16 protein-coding genes are annotated in these 15797 nt (G+C 64.7%); 8 read left to right on the top strand and 8 right to left on the bottom strand.

The window, feature by feature from the left end:
- The first annotated feature begins 62 nt into the window (after positions 1-62).
- Both ACFQ3C_RS06415 and ACFQ3C_RS06410 read left to right on the top strand, forming a co-directional pair.
- Positions 63-1406, top strand: coding sequence for a DUF5930 domain-containing protein (locus ACFQ3C_RS06415; RefSeq protein ID WP_380789713.1), 1344 nt, complete (start codon positions 63-65; stop codon positions 1404-1406).
- Positions 1396-1890 carry a bactofilin family protein gene (locus tag ACFQ3C_RS06410; protein ID WP_380789712.1) on the top strand — a complete coding sequence of 165 codons (495 nt, stop codon included), beginning with the start codon at positions 1396-1398 and terminating at the stop codon, positions 1888-1890. Before ACFQ3C_RS06415 ends, ACFQ3C_RS06410 begins: the two co-directional genes overlap by 11 nt.
- Before the next feature lie 79 nt (positions 1891-1969).
- On the opposite strand, the gene ACFQ3C_RS06405 is transcribed toward ACFQ3C_RS06410, so the two are convergent.
- From ACFQ3C_RS06405 to ACFQ3C_RS06395, 3 genes are all read right to left on the bottom strand, one after another.
- Positions 1970-2554, bottom strand: a complete 585-nt coding sequence (locus tag ACFQ3C_RS06405) for an HNH endonuclease (RefSeq protein ID WP_380789710.1) — start codon at positions 2552-2554, stop codon at positions 1970-1972.
- Positions 2555-2732: 178 nt separating this feature from the next.
- On the bottom strand, positions 2733-3398 hold the full coding sequence (locus tag ACFQ3C_RS06400; protein WP_380789709.1) for an alpha/beta hydrolase: 666 nt from the start codon (positions 3396-3398) through the stop codon (positions 2733-2735).
- Complete coding sequence (locus tag ACFQ3C_RS06395) at positions 3395-4024, bottom strand: DNA-3-methyladenine glycosylase family protein (RefSeq protein ID WP_380789708.1); 630 nt, start codon at positions 4022-4024, stop codon at positions 3395-3397. Before ACFQ3C_RS06395 ends, ACFQ3C_RS06400 begins: the two co-directional genes overlap by 4 nt.
- Before the next feature lie 308 nt (positions 4025-4332).
- Between ACFQ3C_RS06395 and cobA the strand changes: the two genes are divergently transcribed.
- A complete protein-coding gene (gene cobA / locus ACFQ3C_RS06390) occupies positions 4333-5166 on the top strand; it encodes a uroporphyrinogen-III C-methyltransferase (RefSeq protein ID WP_380789707.1) in 834 nt (277 codons plus the stop codon).
- A gap of 61 nt (positions 5167-5227) precedes the next feature.
- Entirely contained in the window at positions 5228-6445 is a 1218-nt protein-coding gene (locus ACFQ3C_RS06385) for an MFS transporter (protein ID WP_380789706.1), read from the top strand.
- Positions 6446-6449: 4 nt separating this feature from the next.
- Here ACFQ3C_RS06385 and ACFQ3C_RS06380 read toward each other — a convergent pair whose 3' ends face one another.
- From ACFQ3C_RS06380 to cysS, 3 genes are all read right to left on the bottom strand, one after another.
- Positions 6450-7208, bottom strand: coding sequence for a squalene/phytoene synthase family protein (locus tag ACFQ3C_RS06380; RefSeq protein WP_380789705.1), 759 nt, complete (start codon positions 7206-7208; stop codon positions 6450-6452).
- Complete coding sequence (gene cimA, locus ACFQ3C_RS06375; RefSeq protein WP_380789704.1) at positions 7205-8839, bottom strand: citramalate synthase; 1635 nt, start codon at positions 8837-8839, stop codon at positions 7205-7207. Before cimA ends, ACFQ3C_RS06380 begins: the two co-directional genes overlap by 4 nt.
- Positions 8840-8948: 109 nt before the next feature.
- Positions 8949-10319 (bottom strand): cysteine--tRNA ligase, encoded by a 1371-nt coding sequence (cysS, locus tag ACFQ3C_RS06370; RefSeq protein ID WP_380789703.1) that lies wholly within the window; start codon positions 10317-10319, stop codon positions 8949-8951.
- Positions 10320-10544: 225 nt separating this feature from the next.
- On the opposite strand from cysS, the gene ACFQ3C_RS06365 reads away from it, so the two are divergent.
- Positions 10545-11735, top strand: a complete 1191-nt coding sequence (locus ACFQ3C_RS06365) for a pyridoxal phosphate-dependent aminotransferase (RefSeq protein WP_380789702.1) — start codon at positions 10545-10547, stop codon at positions 11733-11735.
- Positions 11736-11792: 57 nt separating this feature from the next.
- On the opposite strand, the gene ACFQ3C_RS06360 is transcribed toward ACFQ3C_RS06365, so the two are convergent.
- Both ACFQ3C_RS06360 and ACFQ3C_RS06355 read right to left on the bottom strand, forming a co-directional pair.
- Positions 11793-12341: a peptidylprolyl isomerase gene (locus tag ACFQ3C_RS06360; RefSeq protein WP_380789700.1), complete on the bottom strand. Its 549-nt coding sequence runs from the start codon at positions 12339-12341 to the stop codon at positions 11793-11795.
- Positions 12334-12840: a peptidylprolyl isomerase gene (locus ACFQ3C_RS06355; protein ID WP_380789698.1), complete on the bottom strand. Its 507-nt coding sequence runs from the start codon at positions 12838-12840 to the stop codon at positions 12334-12336. The genes ACFQ3C_RS06360 and ACFQ3C_RS06355 overlap by 8 nt, the downstream gene beginning before the upstream one ends.
- Before the next feature lie 126 nt (positions 12841-12966).
- On the opposite strand from ACFQ3C_RS06355, the gene ACFQ3C_RS06350 reads away from it, so the two are divergent.
- The 3 genes from ACFQ3C_RS06350 to pdhA all read left to right on the top strand — a co-directional run bounded on the left by ACFQ3C_RS06350 (position 12967) and on the right by pdhA (position 15788).
- On the top strand, positions 12967-14151 hold the full coding sequence (locus ACFQ3C_RS06350) for a phosphoglycerate kinase (protein ID WP_380789696.1): 1185 nt from the start codon (positions 12967-12969) through the stop codon (positions 14149-14151).
- Between the two features lie 180 nt (positions 14152-14331).
- A complete protein-coding gene (locus ACFQ3C_RS06345) occupies positions 14332-14631 on the top strand; it encodes an FtsB family cell division protein (RefSeq protein ID WP_380789694.1) in 300 nt (99 codons plus the stop codon).
- Between the two features lie 146 nt (positions 14632-14777).
- Positions 14778-15788, top strand: coding sequence for a pyruvate dehydrogenase (acetyl-transferring) E1 component subunit alpha (gene pdhA / locus ACFQ3C_RS06340; protein ID WP_380789692.1), 1011 nt, complete (start codon positions 14778-14780; stop codon positions 15786-15788).
- The last annotated feature ends 9 nt before the right edge of the window (positions 15789-15797 follow it).

Raw genomic sequence — 15797 nt, 5'->3', positions numbered from 1 at the left:
CAGGGGTGGCCCGGTGGGGACCAAAGCGGCCGCCCTTGTGGGATGGGACAAGGGACAGACTGGTGAGGACAAGACTGGCAATCCGGGTTCATGCCACGCTAGAGCGTTGGTTTCCGGAAAGACGGCTGTTTCTGCGATCAGACACAGACACACGATTCATCCGGTTGAAGCCGGGCACACAGCTGATCGCCTTTTCCGGCAGCGCCATCGTGGTGGCCTGGGCGATCATCGCAACCGCGATCCTGCTGATGGACAGCATCGGATCGGGCAATTTCCGCGAACAGGCCAAGCGGGATCAGCGCACCTACGAGATGCGGCTGAACGTTCTGGCAAGCGAACGCGACGCGCGCGCCGCCGAGGCGCTGGCCGCGCAGGAACGGTTCAATTCCGCACTGGGCCAGATCTCGGTGATGCAATCGCAGCTTCTGCAATCCGAAACTCGCCGCCGCGAGATGGAAACCGGCATCGAGGTGATCCAGACCACCCTGCGCCGCACCATGCGTGAACGCGAGGCGGCACGGGTCGAACTGGCGGCGCTGAAGGAACGGATGGAGGGTGGCGCCGCGGCGAATGGCGCGGTCATGGCCTCCAGCCCCGCCGCGGACGAGGCGATCGATTTTCTGTCCATGGCGCTGGCCGAAACCGCGTCCGAGCGTGACCTGGTGCGCGCCGACGCCGAAGAAGCGCTGACCCGCGCCGATGAAATGGCCTTCGAGATCCGGCTGATGCAGGATCAGAACGACCAGATCTTCCGCCAGCTGGAAGAGGCGATGGCCGTGTCGGTCTCGCCGCTGGACAAGATGTTCCGCTCTGCGGGCCTGAACACGGATTCCATCATCAGCCAGGTGCGCCGTGGCTATTCCGGCCAGGGGGGTCCGTTGACTCCTTTAAGCTTTTCCACGCGGGGAGATGACGCGATAACGCCCGATGCGGCACGCGCCAACCGGATCCTCAACCAGATGGACCAGTTGAACATCTACCGCATTGCGGCCGAGAAAGCGCCCTTTGCCACCCCGGTGAAATCCGGCTTCCGCTTCACCAGCGGCTTTGGTGTGCGGCGCGATCCCAAGACCGGCGGTCGGCGCATGCATGAAGGTGTCGATTTCGCGGGCCCCGTGGGTACGCCGCTTTACGCAACGGCCGATGGTACCGTGATCCATGCCGGTTGGCAGTCGGGTTATGGCCGTCTGGTCAAGATCCGGCATGAATTCGGGATCGAGACGCGTTTCGCCCATTTGTCCAAAATTAACGTGAGCGTCGGACAAAGGGTATCGCGCGGGGATCGTATCGGTGATATGGGAGCGTCTGGGCGCGTGACTGGCCCGCACCTGCATTACGAAGTGCGCGTGGGCGGACAGGCTGTCAATCCAATGATCTATATCAAGGCTGCAAACGATGTTTTCTAAGAGCAAAATCAATGAGCCGGGCCCCAAGGCGCCCGAAGCACCCAAACCGACGATGCCGGAAACTTCGGCCACTGCGGCCAGCGAGTTCAAGGCCAGCGCACCGAAGCCCAAGCCGCCCGCGTCGGTTCTGTCTTCGGATCTGCACATTACCGGCAACCTCAAGACCTCGGGTGATATCCAGGTCGAGGGTTCGGTTGATGGCGATATCCGCGCGCATCTGCTGACGATCGGCGAAAGCGCCACGATCAAGGGCGAAGTCGTGGCCGATGACGTGGTGATCAACGGCCGCATCGTGGGCCGCGTACGTGGCCTGAAGGTGCGCCTGACATCGACCGCACGGGTCGAGGGGGACATCATCCACAAGACCATCGCGATTGAATCCGGCGCGCATTTCGAAGGCTCGGTGCAGCGTCAGGACGATCCGCTGACGCCCAAGGGCAGCGCCCCCGCCGCCAAGGCTGCCGGGACCGACAGCGCAAGCTGATCCCTGGGACAACGCGACATGAACAAGGCGCCGCTGCGATGCAGACGGCGCCTTTTTTTCGTGTTGGGATTGGGGTAAATCAGGCCTCCAGTTCAGCATCCCAATAAAGGTAATCCATCCAGCTTTCGTGCAGGTGGTTTGGCGGGAACTTGCGGCCCATGTTGCGCAACTCCTCGGCCCCCGGCGCGCGCGGTGGCTTTCGCAGGTGCATCCCGGCATGGCGCAGGGATTTGGCCCCCTTGCGCAGGTTGCAGGGCGCGCAGGCGGCAACCACGTTCTGCCAGCTGGTGATCCCGCCCGCCGCGCGCGGCACCACATGGTCAAAGGTCAGATCACCCTTGGCCCCACAATACTGGCAGCTGAATTCGTCCCGCAGAAAAAGATTGAAGCGCGTGAAGGCCACGCGCTTCTGGGGTTTGACGTAATCTTTCAACACCACGACCGAGGGCAGCCTGAACACGGTACTGGGGCTTCGCACCACATGGTCGTATTCAGCCACGATATCGACCCGGTCCAGCCAGGCCGCCTTGACCGCTTCCTGCCAGGGCCATAGCGACAGCGGATAGTATGACAAGGGCCGGTAATCCGCATTCAGCACCAGGGCCGGGTAGTGCCGCAGCATCGCGGGTTCCCTGACAAATTCCGTTCTGAAGTCTCCGTTCATCTGGCGCAAAGCTCCCCTGCCCTGTCTGCCGCAATCAGCCTCCAGAGCGGGTGCACCCGCCCCGTCAAGAGTGACTATATATCGTGGCGCGCATCCGGCAAGCCCCATTACCTGCCACCTGCCTGCGACAGGTAGACCGGCCATGCGACAGGCGGATGACAGATGAAAGATCAGGCAGTCAGAGGGAAAGCTTATCGCGCATGAAGGCCAGGGCCACGGACAACCCATCGGGGGCGATGCCATGGGCGGTGCCCTTCATGATATGGGCAAACACCTCGGTAAAGCCTGCGTCCTGCAGCGCCTGCGCGGCCTGCGGCAGCGATTGCACCGGCACGACATCATCGGCGTCGCCATGCACCAGCAGGATCGGCATGCGGCTGACCACCTCATCGGGCAGGACCTCGGGTTGCAGCAGACGGCCCGAAAAGGCGATCACGCCCGCCACGGGATCCTCGCGGCGCGGGGCCACATGCAGCGACATCATCGAGCCCTGGGAAAAGCCCAGCAACACCATCTGTTCGGGCAGCAGATCCTCATCCACGAGGATGCCGTCCAGAAAGGCGTTCAGATCCTCGACCGCCGCCTGCATGCCGCGCGCGGCCTCTTCCTCGGACGAGCCGTCGATCCACGGGATCGGGAACCACTGATACCCGAAGGGCGCACCGGCACAGGCTTCGGGCGCATCGGGGGCAATGAACATCGTATCGGGCAGATGTTCGCCCAAAGGATCGGCCAGACCCAGAAGATCGGCCCCGTTGGCGCCATAGCCATGCAGGAACACCACGACGGAACGTGTCTCACCCGATAGCGGCGCGCGGCGCTCTGCGTTCAAACCCCGTGTCATGCGATGCCTTCCTTCTGCTTTTGCACATGGTAGTAGGCCCAAAGCATGCGCGCTGCAACCGATCGCCAGGGGCTCCAGCGGGTTGCCATCTGCCGCAGCGCCGCCTCGCGCGGGCGGTCGGGCAGATCATAGAGCATCCGCGCCCCTTCCTGCAGCGCCAGATCGCCGGGCGCGAAGACATCCGCGCGGCCCAGGCTGAACATCGCATAGATTTCGGCCGTCCAGATACCGATGCCTTTCACGGCCACGAGGGTCCGGATCACGTCATCGGTCGGGGCGTGGCGCAGCGCGTCATAGTCGATCGCCGCCTCGGCCAAGGCGCGGGCATAGGCCGCCTTCTGCCGGCTGAGGCCAAGGGCGCGCAGCGCATCGTCGGATTGCGCGGCGACGGCTTCGGGCGTGGTCAGACCCGCGCCCTCAAGCCGGCCCCAGATCGCACGGGCTGAGGCGACGCTGACCTGCTGGCTGACGATGGCGCTGAAGAGTTGCGCGAAACCGTCGGGGCGGCGGCGCAGGGGCAGCGGCCCCGTGGCCTCATAGGCGCGGGCCATCCGGGGATCAGCCCGGCACAGCCAACCGACCCCTTCGGCCACGCAGGCATCCGTGCGGATGATGCGCCCGGTCATGGCGCGCCCTTTCGGGGCGAATCAGGCCGTGTTGCTGTCTGTCTCATGCCCGAACACTACCCCAAAGGCCGCCCGAGACCAGTCCGGGCCGGTTTGGCGCGGCATTTCCGGGCGCGTTGCAGAAAAGACCGCCCATCCCGCAGCGGCGCACACGCTGGCATGTTTTCGTTCCGGGCGCGCCCCGCAAGAAACCAAACAGGGCCACAGGCAGCAGGATATGGAACAAATTTCCACTGAATGCCCTGCTACACCGCCATTATGCAAAAAAACGGCTTTATTTGCCGCCATGAAAGGACGATATTCCGATCATGAGCAACATGTTCCCCCTTCCCAATGCCCAATGGCCGGTGATGAACCCCGGTTCTGTCTGGCTGTGCGGCGCCGGTCCCGGTGATCCCGGCCTGCTGACACTGCATGCGCTGAACGCGCTGCGGCAGGCCGATGTCGTGGTCTATGACGCGCTGGTCAGCCAGGAGATTCTGGACTGGGCCCCGCAGGCGCATCTGGAATATGCCGGAAAGCGTGGCGGCAAGCCATCGGCCCTGCAGGATGACATCACGCGGCGGCTGGTCGAACTGGCGCGACAGGGCAAGCGGGTGCTGCGGCTGAAGGGCGGGGATCCCTTTGTCTTTGGCCGGGGCGGTGAAGAGGCGCAGACCCTGATCGGCGCGGGCATTCAGGTCCGCATCATTCCCGGCATCACGGCGGGGATCGGCGGGCTGGCCTATGCGGGCATTCCCGTCACGCATCGCACGGTCAACCAGTCGGTGACCTTCGTCACCGGCCATGACGCCACGGGCGACACACCCACAAGCCTGGACTGGGACGGGATCGCCAAGGGCAGCCAGATGATCGTGATCTACATGGGCATCAAACATGTAGGCCAGATCGCCGCCCGCCTGATCGCGGCGGGGCGCAGCCCGGACGAGCCTGCCGCTGTCGTGGTTTCCGCCACTACGCCGAAACAGCAGGTGCTGGACACGACGCTGGGCCGGATGGAGGCGGATATTGCCGCATCCGGGCTGGAGCCGCCCGCCATCCTGTGCATCGGCGAAGGTGTGCGCCTGCGCGACGGGCTGGACTGGCAGGCGCTGGCGGTCGGGTTGGCCCCCGTGCCGCGCCCGGCCATGGCGGCCTGCTAGGCGGGCGCGTCGCGGCATTATCGCCCTTGCAGCTTGCAGATGCGCGGTCTAGCACTTTCGCATGAGCGAAGCTGCATACATCCCCGACGACGCCCGCGCCAAGCGCAACGTGACAATCCTTGTGATGGCACAGGCCATTCTGGGATCGCAGATGCCGATGATCTTTACCATTGGCGGGCTTGCCGGTCAGTCGCTGGCGACCAACCTGTGCTGGGCGACGCTTCCGATCTCCTTGATCGTGCTGGGATCCATGCTGGCGGCGACGCCCGTCTCGGCGATCATGCAGAGATACGGCCGTCGCACCGGGTTCCTGATCGGCACCACGGCAGGCGCGATCGGCGGGGCTGTCGGGGCCTACGGGCTTTACGTGGCCTCGTTCCCGATTTTCCTGCTGGGCAGCTTCATCACGGGCATCTACATGTCCGGCCAGGGGTTCTACCGTTTCGCCGCCGCCGATACCGCGTCGGACGCCTACCGGCCCAAGGCGATTTCCTATGTGATGGCGGGCGGATTACTCAGTGCCGTGATCGGCCCGCAACTGGTCAAGGTCACGGCCGAGTCGATGGTCATCCCCTTCCTTGGCACCTATCTGGCGGTGATCGCGGTCAATGTGGTGGGATCGGGGCTGTTCTTTTTCCTCGACATACCCACGCCGCCAAAACCCGCCATTGACGCGCCGCGTGGCCGCAGCCGGATGGAATTGCTGAAGACACCTGCCGTGGCCGTGGCGGTGATCTGTGCGACAGTGTCCTATGCGCTGATGAACCTTGTCATGACCTCTTCGCCGCTGGCGGTGGTGGGCTGCGGCTTTGCCACCAATGACGCGGCCAATGTGGTGAGCGCCCATGTTCTGGCGATGTATGCGCCCTCGTTCTTCACCGGGCATCTGATTGCGCGGTTCGGGGTGCAGCGGATCGTGGGCCTTGGCATGCTGATCCTGGCCGGGGCCGGGGCCGTCGCGCTGATGGGGGTCGAACTGGAACATTTCTTCATCGCGCTGATCCTGCTGGGGGTCGGCTGGAACTTCGGCTTCATCGGCGCCACAACCATGCTGGCCGCAAACCACGCGCCCCATGAACGCGGACGGGTGCAGGGGATGAACGACCTGATCGTGTTCGGCGGGGTCACCGTGGCCTCGCTGTCATCGGGCAGCCTGATGAACTGCTCGGGCGGAACCGCGCAGGAGGGCTGGATGGCCGTCAACATGGCGATGCTGCCTTTCCTGGTTCTGGCAACCGGCGCGCTGATCTGGCTGGCCATGCGCCCGAAAGAGGCGTGATCCCCTAGAAATAGCGCGCCCGCAGCAGCGCCAGACGGCGCAGCGCCTCTGGCTCGGCCAGTCGTCCTTCGGGGATCCCGGCCGGGTCGCGCAATGCGCGTGACAGGATGCCCGCCGCGCGCCAGCCAGCCAGTTGCGCGATGCGTTGCGGCGCGGATGGCCGCCCACCGCCTGCGCGCCGTGCCAGCGCCAGATGATCCGAGACCAGGGCATTGAACTGATCCGTCGTCATCTCGGGCAAGGGATTGGTCCCATGCGCCAGAAAGCGCGGCACACCCAGAAAGTAATTCGCAAGCCCTGAGGCCCGGCCCAGATCACGCGCCCGCACCTCATCCGTGCCGCCAAGCGCCCGCACGGCCACCCACATCAGCGTGCCGCCAGTGTCGGCCACATAGTCGCGCAGATCATCCACCCCGGCCATGGGCAGGCGTTGCGCCTCGCGACGCCGCGCCGCAACGCAGCCCATCAGCAGCCGGGCACCTGTGGGATCCAGCACATCGGCCAAGGGCGTTGCCACTTCATGGCGCCTGACCGGACCGCCGCTGGCGATTTCCTCCAGCGCATCATGCCACCATTGCAGGCGCATTTCCGCAATCAACGGCTCGGCGCTCATCCATGGGGCGCGCGCGATCTCGAGGTTGCAGGCGTAGATCGGAAACAGCACCCGCCGCGCCGCCACGGGTGCCGCCATCGTGGCGGCAAACCGGTCAGGGTCGCCCTTTTCCACCAGTTGCGCGCAGGCGGCGATGGCTTGGGTAATCACGCCTGCACCCGGATGCCGCGGGGCGCGTCGCGCAGCAATTTCCAGTTGATCGCATCCAGCAGCGCCTCGAAACTGGCATCCACGATGTTCGGGCTGACCCCCACGGTGGACCAGCGCCGCCCCTGTGCATCCTCGCTGTCGATGATGACGCGGGTCATGGCCTCGGTGCCGCCCTGGGTAATGCGTACCTTGAAGTCGACCAGCCGCATGTCGGCAATTGCATCGCTGTAGGGGCCAAGGTCCTTGGCCAGCGCCTTGGCCAGCGCATTGACCGGGCCACGATCCGCGCCATCCTCATCCATCGACTCGCTGACCGACAGCTTCTTTTCACCGTCGACCTTCACCACGACCACCGCTTCGGACAGGCTGACCATGCGGTTGTACTTGTTCTTGCGCCGCTCGACCGTGACGCGGTAGCGCTTGACCTCGAAGAAATCCGGCGCGCGTCCCATCTCGGCGCGCGCGAGCAGTTCGAAACTGGCCTGGGCCGTATCGTAGGAATAGCCGATCCCCTCGCGCGTCTTGACCACATCCAGAATGCGCCCCAACACCGGATCATCGGGCGCGACCTCAAGCCCCGCCTCGGCCAGGCGGCGGCGCAGGTTCGACTGCCCCGCCTGGTTCGACATCGGCACGATCCGCGCATTTCCGACAACGGCGGGGTCCACATGTTCATAGGTCGCCGGATCCTTGAGGATCGCGCTGGCGTGCAACCCGGCCTTATGCGCGAAAGCGGACGCACCCACATAGGGCGCCTGCCGCAAGGGCACGCGGTTCAGGATCTCGTCAAGGCGGCGGCTGGCGCGGGTCAGCCCCGTCAGCGCCTCAAGGGTGACACCCGTCTCGAAACGGCTGGCATAGGGCTCTTTCAGCAGCAGGGTCGGAATCAGCGTTGTCAGATTGGCATTGCCGCAGCGTTCGCCCAGGCCGTTCAATGTGCCCTGCACCTGCCGCGCGCCCGCGTCGATCGCGGCCAGCGACCCGGCGACGGCCGTTTCGGTATCGTTATGGGTGTGGATGCCCAGACGATCACCGGGGATGCCGGCGGCGATCACTGCGGCGGTGATCCTTCCGATCTCATGCGGAAGGCAGCCGCCGTTGGTATCGCACAGAACGACCCAGCGCGCCCCGGCATCCAGGGCGGCGCGCAGCACGTCCAGCGCGTAGGCGGGATTTGCGCGATAGCCGTCAAAGAAATGCTCCGCATCGAACAGCGCCTCACGGCCCTGTTCCACCAGATGGGCGATGGAGGCGGCGATATTCCCGACATTCTCGTCCAGCGTCACGCCAAGGGCAGTGGTCACGTGGAAATCATGCGCCTTGCCGACCAGACAGACGGCGCCGGTGCCCGCGTTCATCACGGCTGCCAGCACATCGTCATTGGCGGCCGAACGGCCCGCCCGCTTGGTCATGCCGAAGGCAGTCAGCCGCGCCGTGGTCCGGGGGGCCGCGTCGAAAAAGGCGCTGTCGGTGGGGTTGGCGCCGGGCCAGCCGCCTTCGATGTAATCCACGCCCAGGGCATCCAGCATCTGCGCGATGGTGACCTTTTCGGCGGTCGAGAATTGCACGCCCTGGGTCTGCTGCCCGTCGCGCAGCGTGGTGTCATAGAGATAGAGGCGTTCGCGGGTCATGGCTGGCCCCTGGTTTCTTCTTGCCCGAAATATCCTCGGGGGGAATGACCCGCAGGGTCATGGGGGGCAGACAGCCCCCCTGCCGTCACGGCTGGGAACGCGGCAAGGATCATTCAAGCCCCTCCAGCTTTGCAGGATCGAAATCGGGGCCGGGCACAAGTTCCACCCCGGCCTTGGACATGCGGACCTCGACACCGGCCGCCAGAAGCGCGGACTTGAGGCGGTCCACCTGTGCGAAGTCCTTGGTCTGCATGGCGGCGTCGCGCGCGGCGGCAAGGCGGTCGGACTGCGCCGACAAGTCAACCACGGGCGCTGCCGCCCATGCCGGAATCCCAGCCTCCATCAATCCCACAAGCTGCATCGTGCCGCGCAGGGCCGCCACATCACCCGCCAAGGCAAGCTGATGGCATTCGGACAGCACCGCATGGGTGTTCAGATCATCGCAAAGCGCCTCAATCGCTGTCTGGCTGGGGGCGGTGCCGCTGGGTGCTTGCGCCGCCAGCGCATACCATTTGCGAAGCGTCGCCTCGGCCTGCGCGGCCTTTTCGGCGGTCCAGTCCATCGGTTTGCGGTAATGCGTCATCAGGAAGACGTAGCGGATCACCTCGCCCGGCACGCCCTGGTCCAGCAGGTCGCGGACGGTGAAGAAATTGCCCAGAGATTTGGACATCTTCCTGCCCTCGACCAGCAGCATCTCGTTATGCATCCAGACGCTGGCAAAGCCCCCCTCGGGATGGGCGCAGCAGCTTTGGGCGATCTCGTTCTCATGGTGCGGAAACTGAAGGTCGATACCGCCGCCGTGGATGTCGAAGCTGGCGCCCAGAAGCTCATGCGCCATGGCCGAGCATTCGATATGCCAGCCGGGGCGGCCCCTGCCCCATGGGCTGTCCCATCCGGGCAGATCGTCGCTGGAGGGTTTCCAGAGCACGAAATCCATCGGGTTGCGCTTGTAGGGCGCGACCTCGACCCGGGCGCCCGCGATCATGTCCTCGACCGTCCGGCCAGAGAGCGCGCCGTAGTTGCTGTAGCTGTCCACGGCGAAAAGCACATGGCCTTCGGCGGCATAGGCGTGGCCCTTTGCGATCAGATCCGCGATCATGGCAATCATCGCGCCGACATAGGCGGTGGCGCGGGGCATATGGGTGGGCTCCAGCGCGCCAAGCGCGCCCATGTCATCAAGATACCAGCGGATCGTTTCCTCGGTAATCTCGCCGATCGTGCGCTTGGAGTCCGCCGCCTTGGCGTTGATCTTGTCATCCACATCGGTGAAGTTGCGCACATAGGTCACGTGACCCGGCCCATAGACATGGCGCAGCAGGCGGTAGAGCACGTCGAAGACCACCACGGGGCGGGCATTGCCCAGATGGGCGCGGTCATAGACGGTGGGACCGCAGACATACATCCGCACATTGTCGGGGTTCAGGGGGGAGAACACCTCTTTCCGGCGGGTCTTGGTGTTGTGCAGCTTGATGGTCGTCATCGGGTCCTCACACGCGGGTCCGCGGCGGGCTTAGCAACTTCAACTCTGGTTGGGAATAGAAGAACGCGCCGCCGGAAGGGTTCAGGCGGTAATGCAGCAAATCAGGATGGTGGCGCTTGCGTTCATCCTGTCATCATATCCGTTGATCCTACGCGCCACAATCGCTGAATTGACAGGGCCTTGGTGCATGTGGCCTTTGGCCGTGACACAGGAAAGAGGATCGCCATGCAGCTGTCACACCGGATCACGCATCTTCTGGGGGATGGGGATGATGGCTGGGGCGTGTTCTACCGCGCCCGCGCGATGAAGGCGGCAGGGCGCGATGTGGTCGAGCTGACCATCGGCGAGCATGACATCCGCACCGATCCGGTGATCCTTGAGGCGATGCATGCGGCAGCACGGGCCGGTCATACGGGATATGCCAGCATTCCCGGCATTCCGGCGCTGCGCGATGCGGTGGCGGCGCGGGTTCAGGCGCAAAGCGGCGTGCCCACGACGCGCGCCAATGTGCAGATCATGCCGGGCGGGCAGGCCGCGCTTTTCGCGGCGCATCATGCCACCGGCGATCCGGGCGACAGCGCGCTTTACGTCGAGCCTGCCTATGTGACCTATCCGGGTGTGTTGCGCGCGCTGGGGCTGGTGCCCTGCCCCGTGGCCGCAGATCCCGAGGACGGGTTCCAGCCGCGCGCCGCCGATCTGGCGGCGGCCGTGCGGGCGGCGCATCGTCCACGCAGCCTTCTGATCAACAGTCCGAACAACCCGACGGGCGGTGTCTATGATGCGGCCACGCTGGACGGGATCGCGCGGGTGGTCAGGGATCATGACCTTTGGCTGATCTCGGACGAGGTTTATGACACGCAGGTCTGGGAGGGCGCGCATCTGAGCCCGCGCGCCCTGCCCGGCATGGCCGAGCGGACGCTGGTCATCGGGTCGATGTCGAAATCCCATGCGATGACCGGCAGCCGTGTCGGCTGGGTCGTCGGCCCCGAAGCGGCGGTGGCGCGGCTGGCGGATCTGGCGACGCACACCACCTATGGCGTGCCGGGTTTCGTGCAGGAGGCGGCGTTGTTCGCGCTGGCGCAGGGCGATGCGCTGGAGGTCCAGGTGGCCGCCCCTTTCCTGCGCCGCCGCGCGCTGGCGCTGGATCTCTTGGCGCGGCAGAACATCGTCCGGGTGCAGCCGCCACAGGGCGCGATGTACCTGATGCTGGATATCCGCGCGACGGGCATGACGGGCGAGGATTTCGCGTTGGCCCTGCTGGAGACGCATGGAATCGCCGTGATGCCGGGCGAAAGCTTTGGCGCGGCGGCAGCGGGACATCTGCGCGTGGCGATGACCGTGGCCGATGAGGTCTTTGTCGGCGCGCTGGCGCGGCTGCTGGAGTTTGCCGCGGAACAGGCGGCCCGCGCGGCCTGATTGCCATGCAAAACGGGGCCCGCGGGCCCCGTTTCGTTCTTCATCATCGCGCAATGATCACTCGATCACGGTGACCGTCTTCATCACGTCGGGCTGGCCGGTGACCATGCCATTCTGGCCACTGCCGCGCTTGATCGCATCGACAACATCCATCCCTTCGGTCACGCGGCCGACGACGGTGTATTGCCCGTTCAGGAAATACCCCTCATCGAACATGATGAAGAACTGGCTGTTGGCCGAGTTCGGGTTCTGGCTGCGCGCCATGCCCACGACACCACGATCGAAGGGAATATCCGAGAATTCCGCCTTGAGGTCGGCACGGTTCGATCCGCCCATGCCCGCGCGGGACATGTTGCCGCCCAGCTTGCCGAATTCGACATCGCCGGTCTGGGCCATGAAGCCTTCGATCACGCGGTGGAAGACCACGTTGTCATATCCGCCCTCGGCGGCGATGGCCGCGATCTGGGCGGCGTGTTCGGGGGCCACGTCTTCCAGCAGGTCAATGGTGATGGTGCCATTGGCCTGACCCTCGACCTGGATCTGGATGCCGGTGGCGAGCGCGGGGCCCGCCAGCACCATCAGCGCGGCTGCGATCGCATTACGCATCGGCGGCCACCTTGACGCTGATCATGCGGTCAGGGTTCGCGGGCGGCTCGCCCCGGGTGATGGCATCGACATGTTCCATTCCGTCGATCACGCGGCCATAGACGGTGTACTGCCCGTTCAGGAAATGATTGTCCTTGAAGTTGATGAAAAACTGGCTGTTGGCGGAATTGGGGTTCTGGCTGCGCGCCGCCCCCAGGGTGCCGCGGTCATGCGGCAGGCGCGAAAACTCGGCCGGAACATCCGGCAGGTCCGACCCGCCGGTACCGGCGCGGCGGATGTTGAAGCCGTCTTCCATGTCGCCATGTTCCACGTCGCCGGTCTGGGCCATGAAACCTTCGATGACCCGGTGAAAGCAGACGTTGTCATACTGGCCCGAACGCGCCAGTTCCTTCATGCGTTCGCAATGCTTGGGGGCCACGTCGGGCAGAAGTTCGATCGTGACGGTGCCGCCCTTCAGCTCGATGAGGATGGTGTTCTCGGGGTCTTTGATCTCGGGCATCTGGGCCTCCTCTGATGTGTTCTGGCCAGATACCTAAGGCCGTTGCACGCGATTGCCAAGCGGGGTGTTGACGCAAGCGCGCGTTCACGCCAAGAGGTGCGCGGGCTGATCCTGAGGAGAGCGGGCATGACGTGGAAGACCCTGGATGACATGGACCTTGAGGGGAAAAGGGTCCTTGTGCGCGTGGATATCAACGTGCCCGTCGAAAAGGGCAAGGTGACGGATGCCACCCGGATCGAGAAGATCGCCCCCACCGTGCGCGACATCCTGAGCCGCGGGGGCCGCGTGCTGCTGGTGGCGCATTTCGGCCGCCCCAAGGGCAAGGTCGTGCTGGACATGTCGCTGCGCGTGACGATCCCGGCGCTGGAGAACGTGCTGGCGCGCCATGTCACCTTCGTCGAGACCTTCGACGGGGCCGAGGCCGCGACCAATGACGTGGTGCTGCTGGAAAACATCCGCTTCCATCCCGGCGAGGAGGCCAACGACCCCGCCTTTGCGGCCGAACTGGCCGAACTGGCGCAGATCTATTGCAATGACGCGTTTTCGGCCGCGCACCGCGCCCATGCCTCGACCGAGGGGCTGGCGCATCTGATGCCGTCCTGCGCGGGCCGCCAGATGGAGGCCGAATTGCGCGCGCTGGAGGCGGCGCTGAGCAAGCCCAAACGCCCGGTGGGCGCGGTCGTGGGCGGGGCCAAGGTATCGACCAAGATCGAACTTCTGGAAAACCTTGTCGAAAAGCTGGATGTGCTGATCATCGGCGGCGGCATGGCCAATACTTTCCTGGCCGCACAAGGCGCGCAACTGGGCAAATCCCTGCGCGAGCCGGATTTCGAGCAGACCGCGCGCGAGATCCTGGACAAGGCCGCGCGGACCGGCTGCCGGGTGATCCTGCCTGTCGATGGCAAGGTGGCGCGCAGCTTTGGCGCGGGTGTGCCCTATGACGTGGTGACCATGGGCGCCGACACGGTGCTGGACGAGGACCAGATGGTGCTGGATGCGGGCCCGCAATCCATCGCCGCGATCACCCAGGCTTTCGACGGGCTTGAGACGCTGATCTGGAACGGGCCGCTGGGCGCCTTCGAAATCGCCCCCTTCGACGAGGCCACGATGGCAACCGCGCGCCATGCCGCCGCCCTGACGCAGGCCGGCAAGCTGATCACCGTCGCCGGCGGCGGCGATACGGTGGCCGCGCTGCATATGGCCGGCGCTGCCGATGACTTTACCTATATCAGCACCGCGGGTGGCGCTTTCCTGGAATGGATGGAGGGCAAGACCCTGCCGGGCGTCGCGGCACTTGAGGCCAGCACCTGAGGCGGCGTCGCCCTTTGGATATTTGAAGCAAGAAGAAGGGGTGCGCCGATTTTTTCGGCGGATTCATGCTGTTTTTCACCGTTTTTCAGGTGATTTCAACCGAAAGGGGATTCACACGGCGAATCACCTGTGCCATTGTGTGACAAGGCGCCGGATACAGGCGCGAAGATAGGCAGAGCAATGACATCCCGCACCCGTCCGGCCTTTGGCGTCATGATCTTTTTCGCCGTGGCTTTCAGCCTTGGCGCCTATTTCACCTTTGCCGCCGTGCAGGGGAATTACGGGCTGTTCCGGCGCGCCGAGGTGCAGGCCGATGCGGCCAAGCTGCGCGCCGAGCTGGATGTTCTGCAGACGCGCGTGGCGCGTATGGAAAACCTGACGCGGCGCCTGTCGGATGAATACCTGGATCTTGACCTGCTGGACCAGCAGGCGCGCGACGTGCTGGGCCTGATGCGCGCCGACGAGATCGTGGTGCGCTGATCCTCAGCCCCTTTTTATTGCTGGAAGCGGCCCTTGTCCGCCCCGCCACCTGCGGCCGGGCAACTTTGCACTCGCATCACGGGGATGAATCCTGTATTAGATAGTTTAACGCTAAACTATCTTTACTTCCGGGAGGGGGATGCCGCATGGCCACCAGAAAAAGCCAAAAGGTTTCAAACGTTTCCGCCGAAGAGCTGAAAGGCTTCTACCGCGACATGCTGCTGATCCGGCGATTCGAGGAGAAGGCCGGCCAGCTTTACGGCATGGGCCTGATCGGTGGTTTCTGCCACCTCTACATCGGGCAGGAAGCCGTTGTGGTGGGTCTGGAAGCCGCCGCCGAGGAAGGCGACAAGCGCATCACGTCCTACCGCGATCACGGCCACATGCTGGCCTGCGGCATGGACCCGAACGGGGTCATGGCCGAGCTGACGGGCCGCGAAGGGGGATACTCCAAGGGCAAGGGCGGCTCGATGCACATGTTCTCGAAGGAGAAGCATTTCTACGGCGGCCACGGGATCGTGGGCGCGCAGGTGCCGCTGGGTGCGGGGCTGGCCTTTGCCGACAAGTACCTGGACAACAAGCGCGTGACCTTCGCCTATTTCGGCGATGGCGCCGCGAACCAGGGCCAGGTCTACGAGACCTTCAACATGGCGGCGCTGTGGAAGCTGCCTGTGATCTTCGTGATCGAGAACAACCAGTACGCCATGGGCACCTCGCAGCAGCGGTCCACCTCATCTGCGGAAATCTACGAGCGCGGGCATGCTTTCGGCATCCCCGGCGAAGCGGTGGACGGTATGGATGTGCTGGCCGTCAAGGCGGCCGCCGAGAAGGCCGTGGCGCACTGCCGATCGGGCGACGGCCCCTATATCCTTGAAATCAAGACCTATCGTTATCGCGGGCATTCCATGTCGGACCCGGCCAAGTACCGGACCCGCGAGGAAGTGCAGAAGATGCGCGACGAGAAGGATGCGATCGAGCATGTGCGCGACCTGCTGCTATCGGGCAAGCACGCGACCGAGGACGATCTGAAGGCGATCGACAAGGAGATCAAGGATATCGTGAACGCGAGCGCCGAGTTCGCCAAGGAAAGCCCCGAGCCCGCGCTGAGCGAGCTTTGGACCGATATCTATGCCGATGAAGTGCCGCAGAGCGCGTAAGGGAGAAAC

The organism is Seohaeicola saemankumensis (assembly GCF_042678485.1).
Lineage (GTDB): Bacteria > Pseudomonadota > Alphaproteobacteria > Rhodobacterales > Rhodobacteraceae > Seohaeicola > Seohaeicola saemankumensis.
This window is presented reverse-complemented; position numbering and strand designations above follow the sequence as displayed.

Bases quoted from the DNA above. Each gene is read 5' to 3' on its own strand.
- ACFQ3C_RS06405 (WP_380789710.1), bottom strand. From the start codon at position 2,554: ATGAACGGAGACTTCAGAACGGAATTTGTCAGGGAACCCGCGATGCTG.
- ACFQ3C_RS06400 (WP_380789709.1), bottom strand. From the start codon at position 3,398: ATGACACGGGGTTTGAACGCAGAGCGCCGCGCGCCGCTATCGGGTGAG.
- ACFQ3C_RS06360 (WP_380789700.1), bottom strand. From the start codon at position 12,341: ATGCGTAATGCGATCGCAGCCGCGCTGATGGTGCTGGCGGGCCCCGCG.
- ACFQ3C_RS06345 (WP_380789694.1), top strand. From the start codon at position 14,332: ATGACATCCCGCACCCGTCCGGCCTTTGGCGTCATGATCTTTTTCGCC.
- ACFQ3C_RS06410 (WP_380789712.1), top strand. From the start codon at position 1,396: ATGTTTTCTAAGAGCAAAATCAATGAGCCGGGCCCCAAGGCGCCCGAA.
- cysS (WP_380789703.1), bottom strand. From the start codon at position 10,319: ATGACGACCATCAAGCTGCACAACACCAAGACCCGCCGGAAAGAGGTG.
- ACFQ3C_RS06350 (WP_380789696.1), top strand. From the start codon at position 12,967: ATGACGTGGAAGACCCTGGATGACATGGACCTTGAGGGGAAAAGGGTC.
- ACFQ3C_RS06385 (WP_380789706.1), top strand. From the start codon at position 5,228: ATGAGCGAAGCTGCATACATCCCCGACGACGCCCGCGCCAAGCGCAAC.
- ACFQ3C_RS06365 (WP_380789702.1), top strand. From the start codon at position 10,545: ATGCAGCTGTCACACCGGATCACGCATCTTCTGGGGGATGGGGATGAT.
- cimA (WP_380789704.1), bottom strand. From the start codon at position 8,839: ATGACCCGCGAACGCCTCTATCTCTATGACACCACGCTGCGCGACGGG.
- cobA (WP_380789707.1), top strand. From the start codon at position 4,333: ATGAGCAACATGTTCCCCCTTCCCAATGCCCAATGGCCGGTGATGAAC.
- ACFQ3C_RS06355 (WP_380789698.1), bottom strand. From the start codon at position 12,840: ATGCCCGAGATCAAAGACCCCGAGAACACCATCCTCATCGAGCTGAAG.
- pdhA (WP_380789692.1), top strand. From the start codon at position 14,778: ATGGCCACCAGAAAAAGCCAAAAGGTTTCAAACGTTTCCGCCGAAGAG.
- ACFQ3C_RS06395 (WP_380789708.1), bottom strand. From the start codon at position 4,024: ATGACCGGGCGCATCATCCGCACGGATGCCTGCGTGGCCGAAGGGGTC.